Origin of the sequence: Nocardiopsis sediminis (genome assembly GCF_042650565.1) — a bacterium.
Taxonomy (GTDB): domain Bacteria; phylum Actinomycetota; class Actinomycetes; order Streptosporangiales; family Streptosporangiaceae; genus Nocardiopsis_B; species Nocardiopsis_B sediminis.
The window spans coordinates 499,248-523,471 of sequence record NZ_JBHSBH010000015.1; the positions used below are offsets into that span (position 1 = coordinate 499,248).

A 24,224-nucleotide genomic window follows, 5' to 3' on the forward strand; every position below is an offset into this window, starting at 1 on the left:
ACCGCGCGCACAGGCCAAGCCCGGCGCAGCCCCACCGGCCGTACCCGGCCAGAGGCCCGGGCAGGCCACTGGCCGGATCGTGCCACAGCACCGTCACCCATCGATGGGAGCCCCTCTTCCACGGGGTTTCACCGGAACACGGGGCGATCCGACGGCGCCGCCTGGGCGGCGCGGAAATGTCTGCCCCTCCGCATAGGTTGCGGACACGGTCGGTGGGCGGGTGATGGCGTAGGGCAGGGGGTGTGATCGTGTCGGGTGGGGCCGGGGCATGCGGAAAGGCGGTGGCTCCGCTCTTCGCGGGGCCACCGCCCTGCCTTCTCTCGCCGGGCCGCCCTACCGGCTCAGCTGCATCCGCTGGTGGCGCCGCAGCCCTCGCAGGCGTAGCAGCTGCCCGACGGGCGCATCTTGGTGCCGCAGGTGACGCAGAGCGGGGCGTCGGCGACGAAGCCCTGCTTCAGCTCCAGCAGCTCGGTCGTGGTGTGCGGCTGGGCCCGGCCGGTCTCCTCCCGCGCAGGGGCCTCGGCCTTCTCGGCCTTGGCCGCCGTCTCCGCCTTCTGCTCAGCGGGGGTCAGCGGGGCCGACTGGGCGTAGGACTCCACCTGGGCGGCGTAGTGCGCCGGGTCCTCCCCCGCGACCTGGGCGCGGCGCTCCTCCGCCGAGAGCACGCCGAGCGCGGCGCGCTCGTCGTAGGGCAGGTAGTCCAGGGCCAGGCGGCGGAAGATGTAGTCCACCACCGACTGCGCCATGCGGATGTCGGGGTCGTCGGTCATGCCGGCGGGCTCGAACCGCATGTTCGTGAACTTCTCGACGTAGGTCTCCAGCGGCACCCCGTACTGGAGCGCGATGGAGATCGCGATGGAGAAGGCGTCCATGACCCCGGCCAGGGTCGACCCCTGCTTGCCGAGCTTCATGAAGACCTCGCCCAGGCCGTCGTCCGGGTAGGAGCCGGCGGTGATGTAGCCCTCGGCGCCGCCGACCGAGAACGACACGGTCTGGCTGGGGCGCTTCTTAGGCAGCCGGCGCCGGATCGGCCGGTTGACCTCGATGACCTCGGGCTCGGGGGCCTCCTGGGCGGTGCTCGCGGCGGCGCCCTTGCCCTCGGACGCCGAGGTCGACAGCGGCTGGCCGACCTTGCAGTTGTCGCGGTAGACCGCGAGCGCCTTGAGGCCGAGCTTCCAGCCCTGGTAGTAGATGTGCTCGAAGTCCTCGACGGTGGCCTCCTCGGGCACGTTCACCGTCTTGGAGATCGCACCGGAGAGGAACGGCTGCACGGCCGCCATCATCTCCACGTGGCCCATGGGCTTGATGTAGCGCTTGCCCATGGCGCAGTCGAACACCTCGTAGTGCTCCGGGCGCAGCCCGGGTGCGTCCACGACGTGGCCGTTCTCGGCGATGTACTCGACGATCGCCTCGACCTGCTCCTCCTGGTAGCCGAGGTTGCGCAGGGCCCGCGGGATCGCCTGGTTGACGATCTGCATGGAGCCGCCGCCGACCAGCTTCTTGAACTTGACCAGCGAGAAGTCCGGCTCGATGCCGGTGGTGTCGCAGTCCATCATGAAGCCGATGGTGCCGGTGGGCGCCAGCAGGCTGGCCTGCGCGTTGCGCCAGCCGTTCTTGTCGCCGACCTTGAGGCACTCCTGCCAGGCCGCGGTGGCCGCGGAGGCGATCTCGGCGTCCATCGAGCCGATCGTGCGCAGGTCGTCGTTCGCGGCGGCGTGCTTGCGCATGACCCGCTTGTGGGCGTCGGCGTTCTTGGCGTAGCCGTCGTAGGGGCCGACGATCCCGGCCAGCTCGGCGCTGCGCTTGTAGGCGGTGCCGGTCATCAGCGAGGTGATCGCGCCGGCGACGGCGCGCCCGCCCGGGGAGTCGTAGGCGTGGCCGGTCGCCATGAGCAGGGCGCCCAGGTTGGCGTAGCCGATGCCGAGCTGGCGGAAGGCGCGGGTGGTCTCGCCGATCTTCTCGGTCGGGAAGTCGGCGAAGGTGATGGAGATGTCCATCGCCGTGATGATCAGCTCGGTGAGCCGGGCGAACCGCTCGACGTCGAAGGTGTCGTCCTCGCCCAGGAACTTCAGGAGGTTGATCGACGCCAGGTTGCAGGAGGAGTTGTCCAGGTGGACGTACTCCGAGCAGGGGTTGCTGGCGCTGATCCGGCCGCTCTCGGGCGCGGTGTGCCAGTCGTTGATGGTGTCGTCGTATTGCAGGCCGGGGTCGGCGCACTCCCAGGCGGCCTTGGCCATCTTGCGGAAGAGGTCCTGGGCGTCGACGGTGCCGATGACCTCGCCGGTGGTGCGCGAGGTCAGGCCGAAGGAGGAGCCGGTGTCGACCGCGCGCATGAAGGCGTCGGAGACCCGCACGGAGTTGTTGGCGTTCTGGTACTGGACGCTGACGATGTCGGAGCCGCCGAGGTCGACGTCGAAGCCGGCGTCGCGCAGCGCGCGGATCTTGTCCTCCTCGCGCGCCTTGGTCTGGACGAACTCCTCGATGTCGGGGTGGTCCACGTCGAGGACGACCATCTTGGCCGCGCGGCGGGTGGCGCCGCCGGACTTGATGGTGCCCGCCGAGGCGTCGGCGCCGCGCATGAAGGACACCGGGCCCGATGCGGTGCCGCCGGAGGAGAGCAGCTCCTTGCTGGAGCGGATGCGCGACAGGTTGACCCCCGCGCCGGATCCGCCCTTGAAGATGATCCCCTCCTCCTTGTACCAGTCGAGGATCGACTCCATGGTGTCGTCGACCGACAGGATGAAGCAGGCCGAGACCTGCTGGCGGGAGGTGGTGCCGACGTTGAACCAGACCGGGGAGTTGAAGCTGAAGAGCTGGTTGACCAGGGCGTGCTTCAGCTCGTGGTCGAAGATCTCGGCGTCCTCGTCGGAGGCGAAGTAGCCGTTGGCCCGGCCGGTCTCGGTGTACATGCCGGCCACGCGGTCGACGAGCTGCTTGAGGCTCCACTCGCGCCCGGGGGTGCCGTGCGCGCCGCGGAAGTACTTGCTGGCGACGATCTGGGTGGCGTTCATCGACCACGACGCGGGGAACTCGACGCCCCGCTGCTCGAAGTTGACCGAGCCGTCGCGCCAGTTCGTCATGACCACGTCGCGGCGCTCCCACTCGAGCGCGTCATACGGGTGCACGCCCGGAGTGGTGAAGATCCGCGCCACTTTCAGGCCCTTGCGCCGGCCCCTGCCCTTGCGCTGATCCGACGCCCCGGTTGTCTCCGTCATGTCGCTCCCCCTGTACTCGTCACATACCCAACACACGCCCCCGCTTTCACACGTAACGGGTGGCGGTTCATTCCTCATCGCGCCACGGGCCTCTCGACCGGCCCGGCGCTACCCCTGTGGAGCGTCCCCCTGGGCGACACCGGCCCGGTCGGCCCGGAGGGTGGCGATCTCGTTCTCGAAGTCCGCAAGCGACTCGAACCCGCGGTAGACCGAGGCGAAGTGGAGGTAGGCCACCTCGTCGAGGTCGCGCAGCGGCCCCAGGATCGCCAGCCCGATCTCATGGGCGGGGATCTCGGCCATCCCGCGGCACCGGATCTCCTCCTCGACCTGCTGGCCCAGCTTGGCGAGCGCGTCCTCGGTGACCGGGCGCCCCTGGCAGGCGCGCCGCACCCCGGCGACGATCTTGGTGCGGGAGAACGGCTCGGTCACGCCGGAGCGCTTGGCGACCATGAGCAGCACGGTCTCCTGGGTGGTGAACCGGCGTCCGCATTCGGCGCAGGTCCGGCGGCGGCGGATCGCGGCTCCGTCCTCGGTGGACCGGCTGTCGATGACGCGGGTGTCAGGATGACGGCAGAACGGACAGTGCATGTCGGCGCGCCCTCCCCAGGATCTGCATCTTCGGCATCGGTCGCCATCTCCGCGCAGCGGTCTCGGGCCTGCCCGTGGTCATCCGGGCAGCCCTGGTCATGTCCTCGCACCCCCACCGGACCGGTGGTACCGGGGGATCCGGAAGCACGGCAAGAACGGATACCTACTAAAGCACAAGTTCTGGGCCGCTTGTTCCGGGCGAGCACTAGATGTTGTGGTCAACTTATGACCGTCGCGATGGGGTGCGCAAGTCCCGCCACACGTGACACGGACCTCCACCCAGGTCACACGGGCCAAACCCGGATCAGGACCGGGCGTGTCGCGCACAGGCGGGCCGCCGACGCGAACGGGACCGCAGGCCCCCCGCCATGCGACACGCCGGGCGCGACGGATCGCGGTCCCGGCGTGGGCAGGTACGACCTGCGGGAATGTGCGCCTCGGCGCGGTGTGGGATCAGGGGAGGACGAGCTCCTGCCCGGGCTCCAGCTCTGGGCTCGACAGCTCGTTGATCCGCACGATCTCGTGCACGGTCCGACGGGGATCGTCACCGGGCCGGACCCGCTCGGCGATCCCCCACAGCGTATCGCCATCGCGGACGACGACGGTCGAGGACGAGGCGGGCAGGAAGGCGGATTGCGTGGGCGCGCCGGAGGCGGAGGCCCCGGCCGCGACGGCTGTCAGGAAGAAGACGGAGAGCACACCGGTTGCGGTGGCGGATGCGGTGGAGACGAGGACCACACGGCCGCGGCGGGTGAGGCGGGTCCACCCGCGTCTGACGACCGCGGGCAGGATCCCCGGCGCGACGGCGCAGTCGAGGTCGGGCAGATCGGGCGGGCCGGCCGCCATGCGCGCGCCGGCGGCCGCCGGACGGGCGGCGAACTTCACGGGTGCGGTGCGCCACTCGGGAATCTCCTGCGCCCAGTCGAACAGGACGGGACCCCGGGGCCGCAACACGGACGGTTCGGACATGACCCCCACTTTCGAACGCCGGTGCTTTCGAACCGGCGTTCGACTATTACCGCATCTCGGCGATTTTTTCATCACCGTCTCGAACGTTTGTTTGATATTGCCCAGCGTAGGCACTACCGTTGGACATGTTTCACTGCGGTATCGGCGACAGGCCGCTACCGCTGTCAGACGGGTCGACGGGGCGACCCCGCGGGCGCGGGGATCATCCTGACGATGCTCGAACACCCCACGCCCAGAACACCGACCGCCGAGGAGGCCGGCCGTGCCGGAGGAGAACCACGGAACGCAGGAACCTCACGCGGGCGGGACATCCGTCGCCGCGCTCCGGTCCGCCACCACGCAGTCTCCAGGTGCGGGGGATCCCGCGGCCGCTACGGACAATGGTGCGCCGAAATTGACGGCCCGTCAGCAGAGCGTGCTGAACTGCATCCACCGTTTCGTGCGGCAGCGGGGGTACCCACCGTCCATCCGGGAAATCGGCGACGCGGTGGGCCTGTCGAGCCCCTCCAGTGTCGCGCACCAACTGAAGGTGTTGCAACGCAAGGGCTATCTTCACCGCGATCCGAATCGCCCACGAGCGGTCGAAATTCGCATACCCGGACAGCCCACGGTGCGCTCCTGGGACCACCTCGACGACCAGCCCCGGGCCGACGGCACCCGCGCCACCGACGTCCCCGTCGTGGGCCGCATCGCAGCGGGCGGCCCGATCCTGGCCGAGGAGGCCATCGAGGACGTCCTGACCCTGCCCAAGCAGCTCGTCGGCGAGGGCCGGCTGTTCATGCTGAACGTGGTCGGCGACTCCATGATCGACGCCGCCATCACCGACGGTGACCTGGTCGTCGTCCGCCAGCAGCCCGAGGCCAACAACGGCGACATCGTCGCGGCCCTGCTCGACGACGAGGCCACCGTGAAGGCGTTCAAGCGCGACGGCGACCACGTGTGGCTGCTCCCGCGCAACGACGCCTACGAGCCCATCAACGGCGACGAAGCCACCATCCTGGGCAAAGTGGTCGCCGTTCTCCGGCGCATCTGAGGTCTAACGTCCTGCGCGATAACGACTTCACCACGCTTTGGAACGGGCCCGTGATCTTCATTGAAGATCACGGGCCTTTTCCCGTTTCGACGCCGAACGGTTATCGGTGATGACGACGCTCCGCTGAATGGGCTCCGCCTGAAAGTGTCCGGAGGCCTGGCCCGAATCACCCCCTACGGTAGGACCATGCCCTTCGCCCCCGCCGCTGTGCGCGCCGCCGCCCTGTCCGCCGCCGTGGTCCTGGCCGCCTCGGCGTGCTCCGGGCAGCGGCAGGAACCCGCCGGGCCTCCGGAGCGCCCGGGCGTCACCCCCGCAGAGCGCGACGTGAGCTTCGACAGCGGCCCCGACACCGTCCACGGGACCTTCGCCCTGCCGCCCGGAGCCCAGGGCCGGGTGCCCGGGGCCCTGATCATCTCCGGCAGCGGACCCACCGACCGCGACGGCGACAACCCCGCTCGCCCCGATGCCGGCACCAACGAGAACTTCGCCCGCCTGCTCGCCGACGCCGGCGTGGCCTCGCTGCGCTACGACAAGCTCGGCAGCGGCGAGACCGGCATGGGCGCGCGCGACGAGGACGACCCGGTGGGCTATGACGTCTTCGAGGCGGAGATGGCCGACGCCTACGCCCACCTCGCCGCGCAGCCGGAGGTGGACCCCGGCCGGCTGCTGGTGCTGGGCCACAGCGAGGGCGCGCTGTTCGCCCTGCGCGCCCCGGGCGCCGTCCGCGACCACCCCCCGGTGGCGCTGGTGCTCGCCGCCCCGCCCGGCGGCCGCTACCTCGACACGGTCGACCGCCAGCTGACCGACCAGATCCGGCTCCAGGAGGGCGCGGGCGCGCTGGAGGCGGCCGATGCCACCCGGGTGCTCTCCAATGCCCGGTCCGCGATCGCGCTGATCCGTGCGGGCGAGCGGCCCGATCAGGACCCCGTCCCCGAGCTGGGCGGCCTGTTCGACCCCTCCGTCGCCCCGTTCCTGCACCGGATCGACGCGATGGACCCGGTCGACCTGGCCGGAGACCTCCCCCGCGGCGTCGAGACGCTCGTCCTGTGGGGCACGGCCGACTCCCAGATCGCACGCGACGACGTGGACCGCCTCATGACCGGGCTGCCCGGCGCCGAGCGGGCCGACATCGAGGGCGCCGACCACGTGTTCCGCGCCTATGACGACGCCCCCGGAGCCGAGGTCCTGGACTCCCAGCGCGCGTTCTCCCCCGAGGTCGGGCCGGCCCTCTCCGCGTTCCTGGACTCCGCCGTGCGCCCCTAGCGCTCCCGGTCCCCGCGCCGTCCCGCCGCGCGGCGGGACGGCGCTCAGGCGGGCGTGGGGGTGCGCCCGGCCTCCTCGGCGGTGCGGGCGTCCTCCTCCGGGCCCGCCGAGGGCTCGACGACGTCGATCCGGCGGTGCAGAGCCGCGAGCGGGCCGGGCAGCCACCAGTTGGCGGTGCCCATGAGCCGCATGGCCGCCGGGACGAGCACGGCCCGCACCAGGGTGGCGTCGATGACGACGGCCGCCAGCAGGCCGATGCCCACGGTTGCGACCAGCAGCACGTCCGCGGTGGCCATGGCGCCCATGACCACCACCAGCAGCAGCGCCGCCCGGGTGATGAGGCCGGAGGTGCGCTGCATCCCCGCCGCGACGGCGGCCCGGTTGTCGCCCCGGCGCAGCCACTCCTCGCGGACCCGCCCCAGCAGGAACACCTCGTAGTCCATCGACAGCCCGAAGGCGATGGCCGCGATGAGGATCACCACAGCGGGGTCGGTCCCGGGCGGCGGGGTGAAACCCAGGACCCCGGCGAGGTTGCCGTCCTGGACGGCCCACACCACCACGCCGAAGCACGCCGTCAGCGACACCGCCCCGACCACCAGCGCCTTGAGGGGCAGCAGCACGGAGCCGAACGCGGCGAAGAGCAGGGCCAGGGTCACCGCGGCGACCACGCCGGCCATCACGGGCAGGTCGGCGCGCAGCGAGGCGAGGGTGTCGACGAGCTCGGCCGTCTGCCCGCCGACCAGGGTGCGGGTGCCGTCGGGCGGGGGCAGGGCGCGCAGCCGCTGGACGAGGTCGCGCGCCTCCTCGGACTTGGGCGCGGCGTCGGAGTCGACGACGATGGCGGCCTGGTGGCGGTCGCGCCCCAGCACCCCGGCCTCCGACACCCCCGGGACGTCGCCGACCCGGGCGGCGAAGTCCGCGGCGACGGTGTCCGCGGCCGGCCCGGGCTCCAGGCCGGTGACGACCACGGTCGCCAACGGGCGCTGCGCCCCGGGGAAGTCCCGGTCCAGGGACTCGGCGACCTGGCGCGCCTCGGCGTGCTCCGGCAGCACCTCCGGCCCCGAGGTGGTGAAGTGCACGTGCAGGAACGGCGCGCCGAGCAGGGCCAGCACAGCGGCGCTCGCGGTCAGGCAGCGCGCCGGGCGGGCCATGACGGCGCCGGCCAGCCGCGCCCACGGCCCGGTGGCCGTCGTCGCGGCGGCGCGCCCCCCGCGGCGCCCCACGGAGAAGCGGTCGACCCCTTTGCCGAGGACCGCCAGCAGCGCCGGCAGCACCGTCAGGGCGGCGGTCATGGCGAGGAAGGTGGCGGCGATGCCGCCGAGCCCGATCGAGCGCAGCGCACCGAGGTCGAAGACGAGCAGCCCGCTGAAGGAGATCCCGATGATGAGCCCGGAGACCGCGACGGTGCGGCCCGCTGTACGGAGGGTGGCGGCCAGGGCGGCGGGCCCGGCCCGGCCGGCGCCGAGTTCCTCGCGGAAGCGGCTCACCATGAACAGCGCGTAGTCGACCGCGAGGCCGAGCCCGATCATGGTGACCACGTTGAGCGCGAACGTGGACACCTCGGTGAACAGCGCCATCACGCGCAGCGCCGCGACGGAGCCGGCCACCGCGACCGCGCCGACGGCCAGCGGCAGCGCCGCCGCGGTGACGCTGCCGAACACCCACACCAGGACGGCCAGCAGCAGCGGGAAGGCGATGAGCTCGGCGCGCACCAGGTCGTGCATCGCCTGCTCCCGGAACTGCGCGCGCAGGGTGGTCTCGCCGCTGATGGCCACGTCCACCCCGGCCGCCGCCAGCTCCGGGACGTCTGCGGCGGCGGTGACGGCCTCCAGCGACGCCGACTTCTCGTCCTCGGTGGCGCCGCCGAGCCGCACGGGGACCAGGACGGCGTCGCGCTCCCGCGACACCAGCGCCTCGGCCGACTGCGGGTCGGCGGCGCTCCACGGGTCCATCGAGGTGCGCACGGCGTCCTCGGGCAGGGCCCGCAGGCTGGCCCGCACGGCGTCGTCGAAGGCGGGGTCGCCGTACCCGCCGCCGCCCCGGTAGAGCAGGACGACATCGCGCACCGCCGCCAGCTGCTGGGCGGTGAGGTCGGCCACCTGCGCGGACTCGGTCCCCGACGGGCTCAGGCCGCCGTCGGACAGCTCGCCGGCCACTCCGGCCCCCCACAGCCCGGCGGGCACCGCCACGGCGAGGGTGAGGGCGATGACGGCCCAGCGGAGGCGGTGGATCAGGGCGCTCCACGCGGTGAACATCAGACGGCCCTTCCTGTACGAGTGGTCTCGGCACGCGGCGGCACCACGGGGATGCGAACGGGGTCGCGCCCGGCGGCGGACGGCGCCGGGGCCGCCTCCTCCGCGCCCGATCGGTCCGGGGCCGCGGCGCCACGCCCGGCCGGAGGCGGACATGACCGGTCCGACGGCGCGACCCGCGAAAATGCGCCCCGCACCGCGCAGTCAATGCGTAACCTCATCATCACACAAAGTGATCCTATGGAGTGGGGCTGACATGGCAGCGGCGGTGAACGGGTTCGGCGACCGGGCGGTGGCGGTGGTCGGGGTGGGGTGCCGGCTGCCCGGCGGCATCGCCGACCTGGACGGGCTGTGGTCGGCGCTGGACGAGGGCCGCGACCTCGTGGGGGAGGTGCCGGCCGACCGGTTCGACCCGGAGCGGTTCGTCGACCGGACGCGGCCGCGTCCGGGCAAGAGCTACACCGCCGCCGGCGGCTTCCTCGACGACATCGCCTCCTTCGACGCCGACTACTTCGGCATCTCGCCGAAGGAGGCGGCGCAGATGGACCCGCAGCACCGGCTGCTGCTGGAGCTGACCGCCGAGGCACTCGACGACGCCGGCATCGACCCCGCGCGCCTGGCCGGCACGCCCGCCGGCGTGTTCGTCGGCATCTCCGACGCCTCCTACGGCGCGCTACAGATGATGTCGCCGACCGCCGTCAACGCCTACACCGCGTCGGGCGCGGCGTCCTCCATCGCCGCCAACCGCCTCTCGCACGCCTTCGACCTGCGCGGCCCCAGCGTGGCCATGGACACCGCCTGCTCATCGTCGCTGGTGGCCCTGGAACGCGCCTGCGAGCAGGTCGCCGCCCACGGCGGGGTGATGCTGGCGGGCGGGGCGAACGTGCTGGTCGGCCCCTACGTCTACATCGCGTTCTCCCAGGCGTCGATGCTGTCGGCAGCGGGGCGGTGCGCGGCGTTCTCCGCCGGGGCCGACGGCTTCGTCCGGGCCGAGGGCGGCGGCATGGTGGTCCTCAAGCGGCTGGCCGACGCCGTGGCCGACGGCGACCGGATCCACGGCGTCCTCGCCGGGTGGGGGTCCAACAGCGACGGGCGCACCGCCGGCCTGGCCCTGCCCAGCGCCGCCGCCCAGGAGGGGCTGCTGCGCGAGGTCTACGCCGCGGCCGGGGCGGACCCCGACGAACTGGTGTACGTGGAGGCGCACGGCACCGGCACCCCGGTGGGCGACCCCGCGGAGTGCACCGCCATCGGCCGCGCCCTGGCGCAGCGGCGGTCCCGGCCGCTGCCGTTGGGGTCGGTGAAGTCCAACCTGGGCCACCTGGAGCCCGCCTCCGGGATGGCCGGGCTGTTCAAGGCGCTCCTGGTGCTGCGCCACGGCCGCATCCCCGTCTCCCTGCACGCGGCCCCGCTGAACCCGCGCATCGACTTCGACGGCCTGAACCTCACGCCGGCCGTCGCCCCCGCCGCCGTCGAGCCGCCCGCCCGGGGGCGGCGGCTGGCGGGGGTGAACTCCTTCGGATTCGGCGGCACGAACGCCCACGTCATCGTGGCCGCCCCGCCCGAACCCTCCCCCGCTGCCGCCGCCCCGGCGGCCGCACCCGCCGCCCTCCCGGTGGTGGTGTCCGCGCGCACGCCCGAGGCCCTGGAGTCGGCCGCCGCGCGCCTCGCCCACCGGCTGGCCGGCGCCGATCCCGCGGAGTTCCGCGACCTCGCGTTCACCTCCTGCGCGCGCCGCGGAGCCCACCCCCTCCGCCGCGCGGTGCTGGCCGCCGACCCGCAGAACGCCGCCCGGCAGCTGGCACAGCCGCCCCTGGAGCCGATCGCCCCCGCCGCATCGGACGGCCGGGTCGCGTTCGTCTACTGCGGCAACGGATCACAGTGGGCCGGGATGGGCGCCGACCTGCTGGCCGGCGACCCGGTGTTCGCGGGGGCGGTGGCCGAGGCCGACGCCGCCCTCGAACCGCACCTGGGCTGGTCGGTGGTGCAGGAGATGGCGCAGCCGCCGGCGCAGTGGCGCCTGGAACGCACCGAGGTCGCCCAGCCGCTGCTGTTCGCCGTGCAGGTCGGCGTGACCCGGATGCTCCAGGCCCGCGGCATCACCCCGGCCGCGGTGGCCGGGCACAGCGTGGGCGAGGCCGCGGCGGCGTGGGCGGCCGGCATGGTCTCGCTGGACCAGGCCGCACGCATCGTGGCCGCCCGCGGCAGCGCCCAGGCCCCCACGGCCGGCAGCGGGCGGATGGCCGCCGCTGCGATCTCCCCCGATGAGGCCGAGAAGCTGCTGGCGCGCCACCCCGGGGTCGAGATCGCCGGGATCAACAGCGACCACGACGTCACCCTCGCCGGCTCCCAGCTCCAGCTGGAGGCGATCGCCGAGGAGCTGGGCCAGCGCGGCGTGTTCTTCCGGTTCCTCGGCCTCGACTACGCCTTCCACAGCTCGGCGATGGACCCCGTCCGCGGCCCCCTGCTCCGGGCGCTGGAGGGCCTCGCCCCCACACCCGGGCGCATCCCGCTGGCGTCCACCGCCACCGGCGGCCTCGTCGACGGTGAGCGGCTCGATGCCGAGCACTGGTGGCAGGGCATCCGCCGCCCCGTCCTGTTCGCCCCGGCCATCGCGGCGCTACGCGATTCCGGCATCGGGGTCTTCGCCGAGATCGGCCCGCACCCGGTCCTGCGCACCTACCTACGACGCATCCTGGCGGCCGCCCCCGAGCGCCGCTGCATCACCACCGCGACCCTGCGCCGCGACACCGGCGGGCGCGCGGCGATGGCCGCCGCGGTCACGTCGCTGATCGGCGCGGGCGCCGACATCGACTGGACGGCGTCCTTCCCCGAGGCCGGGCGGGTGGCCTCGCTGCCCGCCTACCCTTGGCAGCGCGAACACCACTGGCAGGGGCACCCCGACGACTGGGCGCGCTCGGCGGCGGGGCCTGTCGTCCACCCGCTGCTCGGGGAGCGCCTGCCCACCGCCACCCCGTCCTGGCAGGGTGCCGTCGAACCGGCCATGGCACCGTGGCTGGCCGAGCACCGGCTGGCCGGCTCGGTGGTGTTCCCCGCGGCCGGGTACGTGGAGATGGGCCTCGCGGCCGCTCGCGAGGTCGTGGAGGGGCCGGTGGAGACCACCGGCTGGGAGTTCGTCCGCCCCCTCGTCATCCCCTGGGAGGACGCGGGCGGCGTGCACATCCAGGCGTCGCTCTCGCCCCGCGACGGCGTCCTCGACATCACCGGCACCGACCGTCCGAGCGCCCGGCCCCGCCCCCACGCACGGGGCCGCGTCCGTCGCCTCCTCGGCACGGCTCCCGCGCCACTGGACCCGGCCGTGGTGCGGGAGCGCTGCCCGCGCCACATGGGCCGCGCGCAGTGCTACGACCTGTTCGACCGCGCAGGGCTGGGGTACGGGCCCGCCTTCCGGCAGATCCGCGACCTGTGGGCCGGCGACGGCGAGGCCCTGGCCGCCTACCGCAGCGACGCCGTCGACGACCGCCTCCATGTGCACCCCGCGCTGCTGGACGGCGCGCTCCAGACCGGTCTGCCCCTCGTTCCGGGCTTCGTCGCCGGGGAGCAGGCCTACCTTCCGGCCGCGATCGGGTCGGTGAAGGTCTGGCGCGCCCCCGCGGCGACGGGCTGGTTCCACGTGCGCGACCGCTCCCGCCTGTCCGGCGAGCTGTGCTGGGACGTCACGGTCACCGATGACGAGGGCGGCGTCTGCATCGAGCTGCACGGGGTCCGGATGCGGCGGCTGGCGGGGCAGGAGAAGGGGCCCGTCGAACTCCGGCACACCGTGCTGCGCGCGGCCCCTCTCCCTGAATCGCCCGCAGGCCCGTCCCCGCTGCCGGCACCGGAACAGATCGCCGCACGGGCCGCCGGCCGGATCGGACGGGTGCGGGAGGCGGTGCGCAGCCGCGACTACGAGCGGTTCGCGCGGCGGCTGCGCCGGATCACCGCCCACTACGTGGCCGCGGCGATCGCCGGCACCCTGCCGCACGCCGCCACGCGCTTCACCCTGGAGGACCTGGAGGGCCTCGGCGGCCCCGGCCACCACACGCGGACGGCCGCGCTGCTGCTCCCGTGGTGCGAGGCCGAGGGCCTGGTGCAGCCCGTGCCCGGAGGTGGGCTGCGGCTGACCACCACCGACTTCCGCGGCCCCGAACTGGTGCGGGGCATGCTGCACACCCTGCCCGCCTACGGCAACGACGTGACACTGCTCAACTACCTGGCGCGGCGCCTGCCCGCGTTCCTGCGCGGCGAGGCCGTCCCGCAGGAACTGATCACCGACGACGGCCCGGCCGAACTGCTGCGCTGCTTCTATGCCGCCTCACCGCAGCTGCGCCCGTGCTACCGGGTGGCGCAGGCGTTCTTGGCGGAGATGGTCGACGAATGGCCGCAGGACCGCCCGCTGCGCGTCCTGGAGGTGGGGGCCGGCACCGCCGGGCTCACCCGGGCGCTGCTGCCGCTGCTGCCGGCAGATCGGACCCACTACACCTTCACCGACATCTCGCCCTTCTTCCTCACATGGGCGCAGAAGCGCCTGGCCGACACCGATTTCCTCGAGTACCGCACCCTCGACCTGGACGCCGCCCCCGAGGGCCAGGGCTTCCCGGTCGGCGGATACGACCTGGTCGTGGCCGCGAACGCGCTGCACACCGCGGCGGACCTGGAGGCCGCGCTGCGCCGCGTCTCCGGGCTACTCGCGCCGGGTGGCCGGCTCCTCGCGGTCGAAACCCACAATGCCCGCGCCGCGGCGTCGGCGTTCGGGACGCTGGACGACTTCTGGGCGCCCACCGACACCGGGCTGCGGCCCGACGGCGCCTTCCTGGGCCGTGAGCAGTGGCCGCCGCTGCTGCGCCGCAGCGGGTTCGAGCACGTGGTGCAGACCGGCGGCGACCGCGCGCCGCACGCCGACGACTTCTCGGTCCTCCTGGCGGCCACGCCGGCCGAAGCGGACCGGGCCGCCCCGGCCCTCACCGCCGAGGCCGCGGCCGCCCAGGTCACCGGGGCCGGCGTCCACCACCTCGTCATCGCCGAGACCTCACGGGAGGTGCCGCTGGCCGACGCCACGGCCGCAGCGGCCGGCGGGGCCTCCGCCCGCGCCGCCATAGCCCCGCACGACGCAGCGGCCTGGGCGGGCCTGCTCGCCGGGCTGCCGTCCGGCGAGGACGACCACGTGGCGATCACGCTCATCCTCGCCGAACCGGAGGAGGAGCACCCCGACCCCGTGGGGCTCACCACCCGGCGGGCCGCGCTGCTGCGCGGCCTCGCCGCGGCCTGCCCCGGCCGCGGCGACGGCGGCCCCTCGCGGTCGCTGACGCTGGTCACCCGGCCCACCGGGATCCTGCCCGCACCGGAGAAACCCGAAGCGCCCGCCGACGCCGCCGTGTGGGGGCTGGCCCGGACCCTGGCCAACGAGCGCCCCGACCTGCCCATCACCCGCATCAGCCTGGAACGCGGCCCCGCCATCGCGGCCGACGCCGAGCGGATCGCCGCCGAGCTGCGCGCCCACTCCCCCGAGGACGAAATCGTCCTCACCCCGGGCGGCCGGTTCGTCCCGCGCGAGGTCCCCCACACCCCCACGGTCACCGCCGCCGACGTCGCCGCCTTCACCCTGCGGCCGGAGTCTCCGGGGCTCAACTACCGGCTGCGCTGGGCCGAGACCGACACACCGGAACCGGGACCCGGCACGGTCTCCATCGCCGTCCGGGCGGCGGCGCTGAACTACCGCGACGTCATGCAGGTCACGGGGCTGCTCCCGGCCGAAGCCATCGAGGGATCGCTCAGCGAGAACGGCCTGGGGCTGGAGTGCTCCGGCGTCATCGACGCCGTCGGCCCCGGCGTGACCGACCTGCGGGTCGGCGACCGGGTCTTCGCCCTGGCGCCCGCCTGCCTGGCCTCCCACGCGGTCACCGGCGCCCAGGCGGTCGGCCTCATCCCCGACTCCATGGGCTTCGCCGAAGCCGCCACCCTCCCCGTGGTCTTCGCCACCGTGCAGTACGCCCTAGGGCATCTGGCCCGCCTGGGCGCCGGCGAGACCGTGCTCGTGCACGGCGGCGCCGGCGGCGTCGGGCTGGCCGCGCTCCAGTACGCGCGGTCGTGCGGGGCGCGGGTGATCGCCACCGCCGGCAGCGAGGTCAAGCGCGACCTGCTGCGCACGCTGGGCGTGCACGACGTCCTGGACTCCCGCAGCCTGGACTTCGCCCCGCAGGTCATGGAGGCCACCGGCGGGCGCGGGGTGGACGTCGTCCTCAACTCCCTGGCCGGCGAGGCCATCGGCCGCGGGCTGGAGCTGCTCCGCCCCGGCGGCCGGTTCGTGGAACTGGGCAAGCGCGACATCATGGAGGACAACCCGCTGCCGCTGCGGCCCTTCCACAACAACATCGGGTTCTTCAGCGTCGACCTCAACGTCCTGCTGGACCGCCCTGAAGAGGCCGCCGACATCTGGCGCCGCGTCACCGAGCGCGTCCACGCCGGCGACTACCGCCCCCTGCCGCACACCCTCTTCCCCGCGGCCCGCGTGCAGGACGCCTTCGAGCTGCTCCAGCACTCCCGCCACATCGGCAAGGTGGTGGTCGCCTTCGACGACCTCGACGAACCCGTCCCCGTCCACCCGCGGCCCGCCCCGCTGCGCCTGGACCCCGACGGCACCTACCTGGTCACCGGAGGGCTCGGCGGGTTCGGCGCCGCCACCGCCCGCCACCTCGCCGACAACGGGGCCCGCCACCTCGCCCTGGCCTCGCGCCGCGGCGCCGACGCCCCCGAGGCGGCGGCCCTGCTGGCCGACCTCGCCACGAAGGGGGTGCGGGCCACCGCCCACGCCGTCGACTGCGCCGACGCCGACGCCCTGGCCGGGCTGGTCCGCGACATCGACGCGGGCGGGCACCGGCTGTGCGGCGTGGTGCACGCGGCCGCGCTCTTCGACGATGCCGACCTCGCCGAGCTCACCGACGAGCGCTTCGCCGCCGTCCTGGCCCCCAAGATGGGCGGGCTGCACCACCTCGACCGCCTCACCCGCGGCCGCGACCTGTCACTGTTCTGCACCTACTCGTCCATCACGGCCGCCTTCGGCAACCTGCGCCAGGCCAACTACGTGGCGGCCAACGCCTACACCGAGGCCCTCATCCGGCGGCGCCGCCGCGACGGGGACACCGGGCTGGCGGTCGCGTGGGGCCACATCGGCGACGTCGGCTACGTCGCCCGCAACGGCCTGGCCTCGTTCGTCACGGCGTCCGGCTTCGCACCCATGACCCCCGGCGAGGCCTTCGCCGCCGTGGGGCGGCTCCACCCGGGCGGCGGCACCGGCGTGGTCGGCGTGACCCGGTCCGGCCTGGCGCGCAGCGGGCATGCCCTGCCCGCCAGCGCCGCATCCCCGCGCCTGCGGCTGCTCTTCGGCGATCTGCCGGCCGACGACGCGGCCGAGCGCGGCGACCTGATCGCCAGGATCACCGCGCTGCCGTGGGACCAGGCGCGGGAGGCGCTGGCCGGCCACCTCACGAACGTGCTGGCCGGGATCCTGCACACGGACCCGGAACGGCTGGACACCCACCGGCGCCTGGAGGAGTTCGGCGTGGACTCGCTGATGGGCGCGGAGCTCCTCATGGCCGTCAACCGCAATTACGGCCTCGACATGCCGCCGATGGAGCTGATGCGCGGGGGCGGAACCATCGCCGACGTGTCCCAGACCATCCTGCTGCGCCTGGGGCTGCGGCCCGCCGCCGACCGCGCCGAGGGGCACGCCAGCGTCTGACGGGGAGTCGGGGATCGGGGGCGGCGGTGCCGCGCCCCGGTCCCCGAGGGGCGGCTAGTAGTCGCCGTCCTCGATCGCGGCCACGGTCTCGCGGGCCAGTTCCTCGGCGGCGGTCAGCGCCTCGTCCTCGGGGATGGCGCCGCTGACCTGGTAGTCGATGGAGGCCGTGTAGCAGGAGACGGTGGCCAGGTTGGCCAGCCGCACGCCGACGCACCCCCAGGGGAAGCCCTGGCTGGACTCGTTCCAGGAGATGGCCTCGTCGCCGAGGTCGGCGACCTCTTCGACGTCGTTCTCGCGGGCCGAGGCGCGCAGCGCCTCGCCGGCGCCCTGCTCGCCGTCGGTGGCGCCCCGGTCGCCGAAGCGGACCAGGATCAGGCGGGCGGTCGCGGGCACCGCCACGGCGTCGGAGGGCGTGCCCCACCGGCACTCGTAGCCGTCGCGCCAGCTGTCCTCCATGCCCTGGAGGGGCTGGGCGACCTCTTCCCGGTAGCCGGGGACCTTCTCCTCGAGCGCGGCGGTCTCGCCGACCGCGCAGTCGGGCGCGCTCTGGTAGTCGCCGCCGCCCCCGGCGAGCGACACGATCGCCCAGACGCCGAGGACGACGAGGACCAGCGCGATCACCGCCAGGACGGAGATCGCGGCGACGGCGCACCCGCGGCTCTGCTGCGGCGCCGCCTGCACCGGCGGGGCCTCGGGCCCGGGGCCCTGCGGCGGCCCCTGCGGCGGTCCTTGCGGAGGTCCCTGCTGGAAGCCCTGGGTCGCGCCGGGATGGCCCCCCGGGGCGGGCCGCGCCGGTTCCGGCGGCCGCGGGGCGCCCTGCCCGTGGGGCGGCTGCGCGGACGGCGACCCGCCGAACGGTCCGGACGGCCCTTCGCCGGGGCCGCCGGAAGGTGGCTGGGTCATTGACGCCTCCCCGTGGTCAGGTGTGTCCGTCGCGCCATCGGCGATCGCCTAACGCTACCGGTCTCCGACAGCGGGGCGGTCCCGCCGCCGGAGCGGGCGGGCGGCCGCAGGCACGGCCGGAGGCGGCCGCCTCACAGCGAGTCCGCCACCTGCTCCCCCAGCGCCACGGCGCCGTCGCGGGCGTCCTCGTAGGACAGCGGGGTGCCCCCGGTCCCTTCGTCGCCGCCGTAGGCCAGCCGCACCACCAGGTTGTCGCGGCGGAACGCGACCTCGGCCCCGGTCCCCCCGGAGTCGCCCGGCCACACCAGCGCCCCGCCGCCCAGAGCGGGCACCGGCGCGGCGCCTTCGAGGTCGGCGACCGGGGAGAGCCCTTCGAGCTGCCCGGCCGCGGCCTGGGACCCGCTGGGCTCACCCGACCTGTCGGTGTAGTACGCGGTGAGGTCGACGTGCAGGAACCGCGGCGCGGCGTCTCCCGCGGCGACCGACGTCCACACGCAGGTGGCGCTGTCGGCGCCGTCGAGCCGGCCGTGCTCGGCGGTCTCCAGCTCGGCCCCGTCGAGCAGCGATTCGACCGCTTCGGGATCGACGTGGTCGCACCCCGGAGCGGTCGCGTAGGTGTCGTCCCCTCCGGCCTGGACCGCCGGGCCCTCGGCGCCCAGCACGAGCCCGGTGGCGATCGCGACGCCCGCGATCACCACGACCCCGCCGGCGGCCAGCGCCCACCGGCGGGCGGGGGTCGCGGTCGCCTCACTGATCAGCCGTTCGACGCGGGCGTCCACGGCTCAGCCCACCACGATGTTGACGAGCTTGGGGGCGCGCACCACGACCCGGCGGATCTGCTTGCCGCCGATGAAGCCCTGGACCTTCTCGGAGGCCAGGGCCAGGCGTTCCAGCTCCTCCTCGGAGATGTCGGGGGCCACGTCGAGCTTGTCGCGGACCTTGCTGGCGACCTGGACCACGCACGTGACGGACTCGGTGACCAGCAGCTCGGGGTCGGCGGTGCGCCAGTTTCCGACGGCCACCGAACCCGTGTGCCCCAGCAGCTCCCAGCCCTCCTCGGCGAGGTAGGGCGCGACCAGCGACAGCGTGACGGCGATGGTCTCGGCGGCCTCGCGCACCGCGGGGTCGGCCGCCCCCGGCCCGGAGTCGATGGTCCGCCGCGTGGCGCTCACCAGCTCCATGACCCGGGCGATGGCGACGTTGAAGCGGTGCGCCTCGACGGCCGCGGTCACCTTGTCGATGGTCCGGTGGGTGGCCTTGCGCAGCTCGGGGTCGCCGCCCGCGGGGTCGGTCCCGGGGACCGACGCGGCGCCGGCCTGCGCCATGACGCGGTACGCGCGGTTCAGGAACTTCAGCGACGCCGCCGGGGAGACGTCGGCCCAGTCGATGTCGTCCTCGGGCGGCCCGGCGAAGATCATGGTGAGCCGGACGGCGTCGACGCCGTAGCGGTCGATCTCGGCCCCGAGGTCGACGCCGTTGCCCAGCGACTTCGACATCGCCTTGCCGCCGTTGATGACCTGGCCCTGGTTGAGCAGGCGGGAGAACGGCTCGGTGAAGCCGACCATGCCCATGTCGTAAAGAACCTTGGTGACGAACCGGGAGTAGAGCAGGTGGAGGGTGGCGTGCTCCTTGCCGCCGATGTACTGGTCGACCGGGCCCCACATGGCGACCTTGTCGGGGTCGAACGGCGCGGAGTCGAAGTGCGGCGAGCAGTAGCGCAGGAAGTACCACGAGGAGTCGACGAAGGTGTCCATCGTGTCGGTGTCGCGGGTGGCGGGCCCGCCGCACTTCGGGCAGTCGACGTTCACCCATTCGGTGGCCGCCGCCAGCGGGGAGACCCCCTTGGGCGCGAGGTCGGCGCCCTTCATGTCGTCGGGCAGCCGCACCGGCAGCTGGTCGTCGGGGACGGCGACCTCGCCGCACTCGGGGCAGTGGATGATGGGGATCGGCGTGCCCCAGAAGCGCTGGCGGGACAGCAGCCAGTCGCGCAGGCGGTAGTTGACCGTGCCCTCGCCGGTGCCGCGCCCGGCCAGGATCTCGATGATCCGGGGGATCGCGTCGCCCTTGGTCAGGCCGTCGAGGGGCCCGGAGTTGACCAGGACGCCCTCGCCCGCGGTGGCCACCCCGCTCTGGGCCGGGTCGGCCTCGCCGGTCTCGACGACCACCCGCACCGGCAGCCCGAACGCGCGGGCGAAGTCCAGGTCGCGCTGGTCGTGGGCGGGCACAGCCATGATCGCGCCGTGGCCGTAGTCGGCCAGGACGTAGTCGGCCGCCCACACCGGGATGCGCTCGCCGTTGACCGGGTTGATCGCGTGGCGGCCCAGGAAGACGCCGGTCTTGGGCCGCTCGGTGGACTGCCGCTCGATGTCGCTGAGCTTGGCGACCTCCGACCGGTAGGCCTCGAACTCCGCCCGCTGCTCCGGCGCGCACAGCTCGTCGGCCAGCACGGCGTCGGCCGCGACCACGAAGAACGTGGCGCCGTAGAGGGTGTCGGGGCGGGTGGTGAAGACGGTGACGGGTTCGTCGCGGCCCTCGATGGCGAACCGGACGTCGGCGCCCTGGGAGCGGCCGATCCAGTTGCGCTGCATGGTCAGGATCTCGTCGGGCCAGCGGCCGCCGTCGATCTGCGCCATGTCGTCGAGCAGCCGCTCGGCGTAGTCGGTGATCCGGAAGTACCACTGGTTGAGGGTCCGGCGCACGACCTCGGTGTGGCAGCGCTCACACCGGCCCTGGACCACCTGCTCGTTGGCGAGCACGGTCTGGTCCTTGGGGCACCAGTTGACCAGGCCGTCCTTGCGGTAGGCCAGGCCGCGGTCGAAGAAGCGCAGGAACAGCCACTGGTTCCAGCGGTAGTACTCGGGGTCGCTGGTGTGCAGCCGACGCGACCAGTCGACCGAGATGCCATAGCGCCGGAACGACTCCGCCTGGGTCTCGATGTTGGCGTAGGTCCAGGCGGCGGGGTGGCTGTCGTTGCGGATGGCGGCGTTCTCGGCGGGGAGCCCGAAGGAGTCCCAGCCGATGGGGTGCAGGACGTTGTCGCCCTGCTGGAAGCGGTAGCGCGCGATGACGTCGCCGATGGCGTAGACCTCGGCGTGGCCCATGTGGAGGTCGCCGGAGGGGTAGGCGAACATGTCGACGACGTAGCTGCGCGCACGGCCGTCGGCCGGGTCCTCGCTCGCGACGAAGGGGTTCTCCTTCGCCCACCGCGCCTGCCACTTCTCCTGGAGGGCGCGGGCGTCATAGGACTCGCTCGTCGCCTGGTCTCCATCTACCGCTGTCATCGCTGGGTCGTCCTCTACCGGGTCGCACAAGGGCACATTGCGGCTGGGAGTGCTGGTGGCCGCTACCCCTGCGCGAACGGCACGGGGTGCGGCGGCTCCGGCAGCCGGGTGTCTGGGCTTCCAGGTTAGCGCGGACCCCGCTCGCGACGGACGTTCATTTCCTCCGGTAGGAGGAGCGTTTCACCGCCCTCGCCGCGTCCTTCCGGCGCGCCGAGCCGTCGCGGTCGCGCTTGGGGCGGCGCCGGTAGCGCACCTGATACCCCTCGACCAAGGGGGTGCGCTGTGCCCTGTCCTTGAGCTCGGGATCGGCGTCAGGGCCGGCGAGGCCGTCCCGGAAGTAGGTCGGCGGCTTCTCGGTCAGGCGCACCAAGCGCCAGATGATGAAGAGGCCCACGGCCAGGATGAGTACGGCTCCGGCCCAGATCCACCACGGCATGGACGGCCTCCTTGTGTCGGGGGGTGCGGCCCGTCCGGTGCGCCCGGGCGGGCCCGTCGGTGTCGTCATTCCCACCCGGCGGGCATCCACGCGGGCGCGGGCGCCCCGGTGCATGCGGGACTCGGGCGGGTGCGCCGGTGGGACAATGCAGCGGGGCGCGCGCCGCCTGTGCGCGGTGCTGTGCCCCTCCCCCCTACCCCCCTGTGATGGAGATTCGCTCACACATGACGACGTTCGATGGTGCCCGCCGTATCGCCCGGGTGGTGTCCCTCGCCACCCTGGGGCTCGTCCTCGCGTTCGGCTCCGCCGCGTGCGGCGGCGGGACGGAGCCCGACGCCGCGCAGAGCGCCGCGCCGGCACCGGTACTGGGGCCCGACGACGACCGCCTCCAGCTGACCGAGGGGGTCCCGGTCGAGGTGGGCGCCGGCACGGACCATGCCACGACCCTGCGGATGGCGGGCCACCAGGACGGCGACGACCCGGCCGTGGTCATCAGCGTCGGCGAGGGGGGCGGCGGCACCGAGCACACCCTCAGCCTGGGCGAGACCCTCGACATCGCCGGGGAGCCCTGGCGCGTCTCCGAGATCGGCATCAGCGACTCCGCGTCCCGGCCCGGCAGCGTCACCCTGACTCGCGGCGACGGGTAGCCCGGCGGCCCACCCCGTTCCCGCCCGGTTGTTACCGTGCGGTAGAACAGTGACCTGGACCACTGCCACCGCCGCGGGAGGCGCGATGCTGAACCTGTCCGTTCTGCTGGAGGACGGCGCCCGGACCACCCCCGAGCGCGACTGCCTCGTCTTCGGGGACCTGCGCCTCAGCTACGCGCTGACCGACATGATCGCGAACCAGGTCGCCAACCTGCTGGTGGAGCGCGGCGTGCGCCCGGGCGACCGGGTCGCGCTGGCCAGCCCGAACGTGCCCTACTTCCCGTTCGTGTACTTCGGCGCCCTCAAGGCGGGCGCGGTCGTGGTGCCCCTGAACATCCTGCTGACCGCGCGCGAGATCGCCTTCCACCTGGAGGACTCCGGGGCGACCGCGCTGTTCGCGTTCACCGGCACCCCCGACCTCCCCCTGGGCGAGCGCGCCCACGCCGCCTTCACACAGGTCGACTCCTGCCGGACCTACATCGACCTGCCCGCCACAGCGGGCGCAACCGAGTCGGCGATCGAGGGCGCCGAGACCCTGTGGGCGGCGCTCGACGGCCTGCCCGGCGCCTTCTCCCCGGTGCGCACCGAGGCCGACGACACCGCGGTCGTCATCTACACCAGCGGCACCACCGGCACCCCCAAGGGCGCCGAGCTGAGCCACAACAACCTGCTGTTCAACGCCGTCGCCTGCGACACCCTCTTCGACCGCTCCCCCGCCGGCCACGACGTGTTCCTCAACGTCCTGCCCCTGTTCCACATCTTCGGCCAGACCACGATGATGAACCTCGGCCTGTACCGCCACGCGACCCTCGTCCTGCAACCGCGCTTCGACGCCGACGAGACGCTGCGGCTCATGGAGCAGGAGCACGTGACCCTCTTCGCCGGGGTCCCCACCATGTACTGGGGGCTGCTCGGCGCCAAGGGCGCGCACGACATCGACGCCATCACCGCCCACCTGGTCACCGCGGTCTCCGGCGGCTCGGCTCTGCCCGCGGAGCTGGCCCGCAACGTCCACGAGCGGTTCGGCGTGGAGATCCTGGAGGGCTACGGGCTCTCCGAGACCTCGCCGGTGGTGGCCTTCAACAACCCCAAGGTCAAGGCCAAGACCGGCTCGATCGGCGGGCCGATCTGGGGGGTCGAGATGAAGCTCGTCGACGCCGACTTCACCGACATCGAGGGCGAGGGCCCGGGCGAGATCGCGGTGCGCGGCCACTGCGTGATGAAGGGCTACCACGGCCGCCCCGACGCCACGGCGCAGGTGATCCGCGACGGCTGGTTCCGCACCGGCGACATCGCCCGGCGCGACGACGAGGGCTTCTACTTCATCGTCGACCGCTCCAAGGACCTGATCATCCGCGGCGGCTACAACGTGTACCCGCGGGAGCTGGAGGAGGTGCTGATGACCCACCCCGATGTCAGCCTGGCGGCCGTGGTGGGCGTCCCGCACGACACCCACGGCGAGGAGATCACGGCCTTCGTCATCCGGGAGGAGGGCTCCTCGCTCACCGAGGAGGAGCTCGTGGCCTGGGGCAAGGAGCGGCTGGCCGCCTACAAGTACCCGCGCCGGGTGGAGTTCCGCGACGCGCTGCCGATGACCGCGACCGGCAAGATCCTCAAGCGCGAGCTGCGCTGACCAGGGGCCGGCGGCGGGCGGCCCGCCCGCCGCCGGTCACGACAGCGGGCGCCACTGGGAGTCGCAGGCGGTGCACCGGAACTCGATCCGCTTGCCGCAGGTCTTGCAGTGCGGGCCGGGGCTGTAGTCGTCGAGGTGGTCGGCGTGCCGGTCGGCGAAGAACCGCAGGTCCATGCAGGCGTTGCAGCGGATGGCGACGGTGGTCGGGCTCCGCGGCCAGGGGGCGTCGGGCTCGATGGGGTGCTCTTCGGACTCCGGCGTCATCTCGC

14 protein-coding genes are annotated in these 24,224 nt (G+C 73.7%); 5 read left to right on the forward strand and 9 right to left on the reverse strand.

Going from position 1 to position 24,224, the window contains the following annotated elements:
* Nucleotides 1-341 precede the first annotated feature (341 nt).
* The 3 genes from ACFOVU_RS24760 to ACFOVU_RS24770 all read right to left on the reverse strand — a co-directional run bounded on the left by ACFOVU_RS24760 (nucleotide 342) and on the right by ACFOVU_RS24770 (nucleotide 4,772).
* Nucleotides 342-3,215 carry a vitamin B12-dependent ribonucleotide reductase gene (locus ACFOVU_RS24760; protein ID WP_378537418.1) on the reverse strand — a complete coding sequence of 958 codons (2,874 nt, stop codon included), beginning with the start codon at nucleotides 3,213-3,215 and terminating at the stop codon, nucleotides 342-344.
* 108 nt (nucleotides 3,216-3,323) lie between these two features.
* Nucleotides 3,324-3,803 (reverse strand): transcriptional regulator NrdR, encoded by a 480-nt coding sequence (gene nrdR / locus ACFOVU_RS24765; RefSeq protein WP_378537420.1) that lies wholly within the window; start codon nucleotides 3,801-3,803, stop codon nucleotides 3,324-3,326.
* 453 nt (nucleotides 3,804-4,256) lie between these two features.
* A complete protein-coding gene (locus ACFOVU_RS24770) occupies nucleotides 4,257-4,772 on the reverse strand; it encodes a LysM peptidoglycan-binding domain-containing protein (RefSeq protein ID WP_378537421.1) in 516 nt (171 codons plus the stop codon).
* Nucleotides 4,773-5,034: 262 nt separating this feature from the next.
* Between ACFOVU_RS24770 and lexA the strand changes: the two genes are divergently transcribed.
* Complete coding sequence (gene lexA, locus ACFOVU_RS24775; RefSeq protein WP_378537423.1) at nucleotides 5,035-5,805, forward strand: transcriptional repressor LexA; 771 nt, start codon at nucleotides 5,035-5,037, stop codon at nucleotides 5,803-5,805.
* A gap of 186 nt (nucleotides 5,806-5,991) precedes the next feature.
* Nucleotides 5,992-7,068, forward strand: a complete 1,077-nt coding sequence (locus tag ACFOVU_RS24780; RefSeq protein WP_378537425.1) for an alpha/beta hydrolase — start codon at nucleotides 5,992-5,994, stop codon at nucleotides 7,066-7,068.
* Between the two features lie 44 nt (nucleotides 7,069-7,112).
* On the opposite strand, the gene ACFOVU_RS24785 is transcribed toward ACFOVU_RS24780, so the two are convergent.
* On the reverse strand, nucleotides 7,113-9,323 hold the full coding sequence (locus ACFOVU_RS24785) for an MMPL family transporter (protein WP_378537426.1): 2,211 nt from the start codon (nucleotides 9,321-9,323) through the stop codon (nucleotides 7,113-7,115).
* 253 nt (nucleotides 9,324-9,576) lie between these two features.
* On the opposite strand from ACFOVU_RS24785, the gene ACFOVU_RS24790 reads away from it, so the two are divergent.
* Nucleotides 9,577-17,055 (forward strand): SDR family NAD(P)-dependent oxidoreductase, encoded by a 7,479-nt coding sequence (locus tag ACFOVU_RS24790; protein WP_378537428.1) that lies wholly within the window; start codon nucleotides 9,577-9,579, stop codon nucleotides 17,053-17,055.
* Nucleotides 17,056-17,109: 54 nt separating this feature from the next.
* Here the strand turns inward: ACFOVU_RS24790 and ACFOVU_RS24795 are convergent, their stop codons facing one another.
* From ACFOVU_RS24795 to ACFOVU_RS24810, 4 genes are all read right to left on the reverse strand, one after another.
* The gene (locus ACFOVU_RS24795; RefSeq protein WP_378537429.1) at nucleotides 17,110-17,958 is read right to left on the reverse strand and encodes a hypothetical protein; all 849 of its coding nucleotides are present in this window, start codon (nucleotides 17,956-17,958) and stop codon (nucleotides 17,110-17,112) included.
* Nucleotides 17,959-18,089: 131 nt separating this feature from the next.
* Entirely contained in the window at nucleotides 18,090-18,737 is a 648-nt protein-coding gene (locus tag ACFOVU_RS24800) for a hypothetical protein (protein WP_378537431.1), read from the reverse strand.
* Nucleotides 18,738-18,740: 3 nt separating this feature from the next.
* Nucleotides 18,741-21,239: a leucine--tRNA ligase gene (gene leuS / locus ACFOVU_RS24805; RefSeq protein ID WP_378537433.1), complete on the reverse strand. Its 2,499-nt coding sequence runs from the start codon at nucleotides 21,237-21,239 to the stop codon at nucleotides 18,741-18,743.
* 154 nt (nucleotides 21,240-21,393) lie between these two features.
* Nucleotides 21,394-21,675 carry a hypothetical protein gene (locus tag ACFOVU_RS24810; protein WP_378537434.1) on the reverse strand — a complete coding sequence of 94 codons (282 nt, stop codon included), beginning with the start codon at nucleotides 21,673-21,675 and terminating at the stop codon, nucleotides 21,394-21,396.
* Nucleotides 21,676-21,899: 224 nt separating this feature from the next.
* Between ACFOVU_RS24810 and ACFOVU_RS24815 the strand changes: the two genes are divergently transcribed.
* Nucleotides 21,900-22,322 (forward strand): DUF6406 domain-containing protein, encoded by a 423-nt coding sequence (locus ACFOVU_RS24815; protein WP_378537436.1) that lies wholly within the window; start codon nucleotides 21,900-21,902, stop codon nucleotides 22,320-22,322.
* Nucleotides 22,323-22,407: 85 nt separating this feature from the next.
* On the forward strand, nucleotides 22,408-23,955 hold the full coding sequence (locus ACFOVU_RS24820) for a long-chain-fatty-acid--CoA ligase (RefSeq protein ID WP_378538206.1): 1,548 nt from the start codon (nucleotides 22,408-22,410) through the stop codon (nucleotides 23,953-23,955).
* Between the two features lie 36 nt (nucleotides 23,956-23,991).
* Here ACFOVU_RS24820 and ACFOVU_RS24825 read toward each other — a convergent pair whose 3' ends face one another.
* Nucleotides 23,992-24,219, reverse strand: a complete 228-nt coding sequence (locus ACFOVU_RS24825; protein WP_378537438.1) for a hypothetical protein — start codon at nucleotides 24,217-24,219, stop codon at nucleotides 23,992-23,994.
* Nucleotides 24,220-24,224 lie beyond the last annotated feature (5 nt).